Origin of the sequence: Rhodoferax sp., from assembly GCF_014859475.1 — a bacterium.
In the GTDB taxonomy this organism is placed as follows: Bacteria; Pseudomonadota; Gammaproteobacteria; order Burkholderiales; family Burkholderiaceae_C; genus Rhodoferax.
Genome location: NZ_JACUUE010000186.1, coordinates 1 through 4,979, shown reverse-complemented (window position 1 = coordinate 4,979; position 4,979 = coordinate 1). Strand labels below are relative to the sequence as shown.

Sequence of the window (4,979 nt, the reverse complement as noted above, 5' to 3'; positions counted from 1 at the left end):
CTCTGTTCAAGGTCCGTGTGCGGTATCGGGCCGGGTACGGATGGCTCGCAATGACAACCGCTTTCCAACAAAGCCTGGTCGCGTTACAACTGACCCTCGGTCAGCGTATCGAGCTGGAACAGCCCACTTTTGTGCCACAGCCAGGTGTCGGTGTAGGTGACCCGGCCCATGCGCACGGGAGCGGGGTAGGGCGCAGCCAGGCGCACGGTGCGCTCGATTTCGGCCATCACCTCGGGGGCGTGATTGGGCGCGCGCATCCAGCTGGTGCGGGTGACCAGGCCCATGCCGTCCACTTCGACCTGCAATACGCCCACGGCGTAGAGCAGGGGCGGCATCTTGCCGCGGTACACGCGCTTCATATTGCGCTCATACAAGTGACTGGCAGCGTCCAGCCGGTAAGCGCGGGGCGTGACGGCGTTCGACACAAAAGAGGGCACAGCCACCGGCGGGGCTACGACCACGGGGGCAGGCGGGGGCGGGGGCGCTGGCAAGGGCGCGGGCGGCGGCAAGGGTGTCGAGGTGCACCCTGCCAAAATTACAACGACGCTGGCCACCAGGCGCAGCGGAATCTGCTTGAGGCGTAATGGGGCAAAAATGTTCATGAGGCGTCTCGAAAAAAGTGATGGCTTGCGCAGTCTGATTTTGCGCTGCCACTGCCAAAACCGTAATATGCATCAAAAATGACGGCACCTGACCCGGGAAATGCGCGAAAGGTAAGTTATTGTGACAGCCAGCGAACAACGCATCAAACTTTTGGCCTCGCAGGATGCCATTTGGGTCACGGTGCAAGCGCACCGCGGCTCGGCGCCGCGCGAGGCGGGCGCCTGGATGGCGGTGTTTTCCGGTGTCACTTTGGGCAGCATTGGCGGTGGTCATCAGGCAGCTGCGCTGGTGCAGGTGCTGGGCCGTGTGCCGTTTTGTGTGAACTGGTTTGACAGCTGCCACGGCATCTTTGCTGACACCTTGCCGGGCGTCCACTTTTTATCGGCTCACGCAAAAACGGCGGAGCGCTGCTGCGATCCGCCGTTTTTTTGATCAAGTTGAGCGAGCTTTAACGCGCCCGCTCAGCCAAATACATCTCGATGCGGCGGTTCTTGGCGCGGCCCTCTGCGGTGTAGTTGTCGGCAATGGGCTCGTAGGAGCCACGACCGTCGATCTGGATGCGTTGGCCATTCACACCGCGGGCCACCAGGTAGTTGCGCGCGCTGGCTGCCCGGTTGATCGACAGCGGGTTGTTGATGGCATCCGAGCCGGTGCTGTCGGTGTGGCCGATGATGCGAATCTCGGTGTTGGGCTGGTTGGCCAGACCTTGCGCAAACTGATCCAGGATGGGGCGCAGGTTGGGCTTGATGACCGCACTGTTGATGTCGAACGAAATGTCGCTCGGAATATTGAGCTTGAGCTGGTTGTCGGCGGTTTGCGTCACATCCACGCCGGTGCCGGCAGTGGCTTGCTCCATCTCGGCTTTTTTCTTCTGCATTTGGGTGGACCAAATGTAGCCACCCAAGGCACCTACACCGGCCCCGATGGCGGCCGATTTGCCGCTGTCGCCAATGGCAACGCCAGCCAACGCGCCGACACCGGCGCCAATGGCGGAGCTGCGCTGCGCCTCGGTCATGTTTTCGCAACCGGTGAGCAGCACCAGTGCGGCGCTCAGGCCGACAAGTACCGGGCGACTGCGAGTTAGCAAGTTTTTCATGATGGTTCCTTCAGTGTTGTATTCGAAGCCAACTTATACCAGCCCGGCCAGCGTTTGGTGTGTGCGCTGGCGAACACTTGCAGCGAAATGTAACGAAGAATTGAGAATCCGCATGGAATCAGGGGGCAGCCTTGTCGGCTTCGGAGGTAAACGCGTCGGCATAGAACTCGTCTTGGGGCAAACCCGCGGCCAGGTAGTCGGTGCGCGCCGAGTCCACCACAATCGGCGCGCCGCAGGCATACACTTGGTGCCCGCTCAGATCGGGCAGGTCCTGCAGCACCGCGCGGTGCACGAAGCCGGTGCGCCCTTGCCAGTTGTCCTCAGGCAGCGCATCGGAAACCACCGGCACAAAGCGCAGGTTCGGCAGCTCGGCCAATTTGGTTTGCACCCACGCCATCATGTACAGGTCTTGCGGGCGGCGGCCGCCCCAGTACAGCGCGGCCGGGCGTGTGATGCCCTTGAACTGCAGGTGCTCGATGATGGCCTTGATCGGCGCAAAACCTGTGCCCGAAGCTAGCAGCACGATGGGTTTGGTGCTGTCCTCGCGCAGGTAAAAGCTGCCGTAAGGGCCTTCGATGCGCAAAATGTCGCGCTCCTTCATGGTGCCGAACACCTGGTCGGTAAATTTGCCGCCGGGCATGTGGCGAATGTGCAGCTCCAAGCCCTGACCGCTCAGGTGTGGCGCATTGGCCATGGAGTAACTGCGGCGCAGGCCGCCCTGCAGCAAAAACTCGATGTACTGGCCGGCGTGGTAAGCAAACGCGTCGTTGGCCGGCATTTGCAGCTTTAGCACCATGACGTCGGCCGCCACTTGTTGCAGTGTGGTCACGCGCGTCGGCATTTTCTTGATGGGCAAAGCGCCTTCCTGCGTGACTTGACGCGACTCCAGCACCACGTCGCTCAAAGCGCTGGCACAGCAGGTCAGCACAAAGCCCTGCGCTTCTTCGGCGTCGCTGAGCGCCTTGCTCTGGTGCGCGCCGTGCTGCACCGTGCCGCTGATTTTTTTGCATTTGCAGGAACCGCAAGCGCCGTCCTGACAGCCGTAAGGCAGGTTGATGCCTTGCGCGATGCCGGCGGCCAGAATGGTGTCACCGGCGGGCACGGTAAAGTTGCGCCCGCTGGGCTCGATGGTGATGTGAAAAGCCGTTGGGCTGGCGCTGCCGGTCATATTCTGGTTATCCTCAAAGCTTCGAGTTTTCAAAGGAGTAGATTTTGCCTGCATTGCGAAGCCCCCATACGTTGCTTTATGCAACCCGTCCTGGTGCCCTGCCAGCGCGTTTCCGGCGCGAACGCGTGCTGCTGGTGGGCTGTGGCGACATCGGCCTGCGCGTGGCACGCGAGCTGAGGCCCCGTGTGCGCTTGCTGGCGCTGACCTCGCAGGCTTCGCGCGTGGCGGCGTTGCGGGCTTTGGGCATCACGCCGCTGGTGGGCAATCTGGACAAGCCCGCCAGCCTCAAGCGGCTGAGCGGCCTGGCCACGCGCGTGGTGCACATGGCACCGCCGCCCGACAGCGGCAGCCAAGACACCCGCACCCGGGCGCTGCTGCAGGTGCTGCGCCGTCGCTCAGCCGTGCAAAGCCTGGTTTATGGCTCAACCAGCGGGGTTTACGGCGACTGCCAGGGCGAGGTGGTCACGGAGCATCGTGCCGTCAACGCTGCCACCGCTAGAGCGCAGCGGCGCATTGATGCCGAGCAGCGCATTCGGCACTTTGGCCGCGCTGGCGCGGTACGGGTCAACACCCTGCGCATTCCGGGCATCTATGCACCCAACCGCGAGGGGGGCACGCCGCGCGGGCGGCTGCTCAAAGGCACGCCGGTGCTGCAAGCCAGTGATGATGTTTACACCAACCACATCCACGCCGACGACCTGGCGCGCGCCAGCATTGCCGCCCTGTGGCGCGGCCGACCCGCTCGGGTCTACAACGTCAACGACGACACCTGCCTGAAGATGGGCGACTACTTTGATCTGGCTGCCGATTTGTATGGCCTGCCACGCCCGCAACGCGTGCCGCGCGCCACCGCCAATGCGCAATTGCCGCTGATGCTGCTGAGCTTCATGGGCGAGTCGCGCCGCATGGACAACACCCGGCTCAAGACCGAACTGCGCGTGGCGCTGCGCTATGCCACGGTGGCGCAGGGGCTGATGGACGACAAAATTTAGCCGCTGCGTTACGAGCCCGTGCTCATGGCAAAACTGCGGGTGAACGCCATGCCATCAATGCTGCCGTAGAGCGTGACCTGGTAGGTGGTGTAGGGGTCCAGGGGAACCGTGGGCACCACAAAAACTTCGTTGTCGCTGATATAGGGATCGATCCTGGGCTCACGCGCTGTCAGTACTGTGGTGGGCACGCTCACGCCGTATTCGCTCACGACGCTGTTGAAGGTGAGAGTCAGGGTCTGTTCGGCATCCACTTTGAGGTAAATCGGTGGTCCCACGGTTTCGCTGGTGCTGGTCATATCAGGAAACGGATTGGGGCTTTCATAGACGGGCACAAACTTGGTGGGAATATTGCTGCTGCCCTGGCATGGGTAGGTGGCGACGTTGCCGATGCCCAGTGCGATGCGCTGATGGGGAGATGTGTAGCCGAAGAGTGAGCCAAAGCGGTATTCTTCGCGCCAGGTTGTTGCATTGATTTTGGATGTTGCTATGTACGCACCAAGGCCGACATCGCTACCTTCAAACATCGCACCAGACAAGTGGTAAACCGTGTTGAGCAGGCTGCGCATTGAATTGGCGCCGCGTTCTTCCATGGTTGGAAAGATGGGCTGGTGGGTATATTCCCGTTCGGTCGCCTCCAGGATTTCGGCTAAGCCCAGATAGTTGTATTCTCGATATTCCGCTCGATCCCAAGGATAGACGCCAGTGAATCCGGGAACGCCTGGTGTTTCCAAGTGGCTCAATTGGTAGACCCCGGTTGCAATAGAAAGATCAACCAGGTACTTTGAGTGGCTCCAAGCGGCTACGTTGAGTTTGGCATTGGGTGTCAATGCACCAAAGCCGCACAGTGTGCGTGCTTCCTGCAGGACGTTCCATGCCCCCAGTTCAGCTTGGTCAGGCAAGTAGCTGGCTGTTTCAACTGTCGGCGAATCATCACCCCCGCCCCCGCAAGCCACCAGGCCCAGCGCGAGGATCAGTGATAAAGAAACAGAAGCTGGTTTTGTCATCATGTTTGAACCCGTAAAGCTCGTCTGAGGGTAAGCGCATCGATCAGGGCAGAATACATCCATTCACACTCTATTACATCTGCGTCATGACCATGATCACGAAACCTGCTGGCGAT

6 protein-coding genes are annotated in these 4,979 nt (G+C 61.1%); 2 read left to right on the top strand and 4 right to left on the bottom strand.

All coding sequences use genetic code 11. The features are described from left to right. Positions 1–83 precede the first annotated feature (83 nt). On the bottom strand, positions 84–602 hold the full coding sequence (locus tag IBX54_RS12545; RefSeq protein WP_296542993.1) for a hypothetical protein: 519 nt from the start codon (positions 600–602) through the stop codon (positions 84–86). Between the two features lie 121 nt (positions 603–723). Between IBX54_RS12545 and IBX54_RS12540 the strand changes: the two genes are divergently transcribed. Next, the gene (locus IBX54_RS12540; RefSeq protein ID WP_296542992.1) at positions 724–1,035 is read left to right on the top strand and encodes an XdhC family protein; all 312 of its coding nucleotides are present in this window, start codon (positions 724–726) and stop codon (positions 1,033–1,035) included. 16 nt (positions 1,036–1,051) lie between these two features. Here the strand turns inward: IBX54_RS12540 and IBX54_RS12535 are convergent, their stop codons facing one another. Continuing rightward, positions 1,052–1,699, bottom strand: coding sequence for an OmpA family protein (locus IBX54_RS12535; RefSeq protein ID WP_296542991.1), 648 nt, complete (start codon positions 1,697–1,699; stop codon positions 1,052–1,054). 118 nt (positions 1,700–1,817) lie between these two features. Beyond that, a complete protein-coding gene (locus IBX54_RS12530) occupies positions 1,818–2,867 on the bottom strand; it encodes a CDP-6-deoxy-delta-3,4-glucoseen reductase (RefSeq protein ID WP_296542990.1) in 1,050 nt (349 codons plus the stop codon). A 44-nt stretch (positions 2,868–2,911) separates the two neighbouring features. Between IBX54_RS12530 and IBX54_RS12525 the strand changes: the two genes are divergently transcribed. Continuing rightward, positions 2,912–3,859: an SDR family oxidoreductase gene (locus IBX54_RS12525; protein WP_296542989.1), complete on the top strand. Its 948-nt coding sequence runs from the start codon at positions 2,912–2,914 to the stop codon at positions 3,857–3,859. 8 nt (positions 3,860–3,867) lie between these two features. Here the strand turns inward: IBX54_RS12525 and IBX54_RS12520 are convergent, their stop codons facing one another. After that, positions 3,868–4,866: a hypothetical protein gene (locus IBX54_RS12520; RefSeq protein WP_296542988.1), complete on the bottom strand. Its 999-nt coding sequence runs from the start codon at positions 4,864–4,866 to the stop codon at positions 3,868–3,870. Between the last annotated feature and the right edge of the window lie 113 nt (positions 4,867–4,979).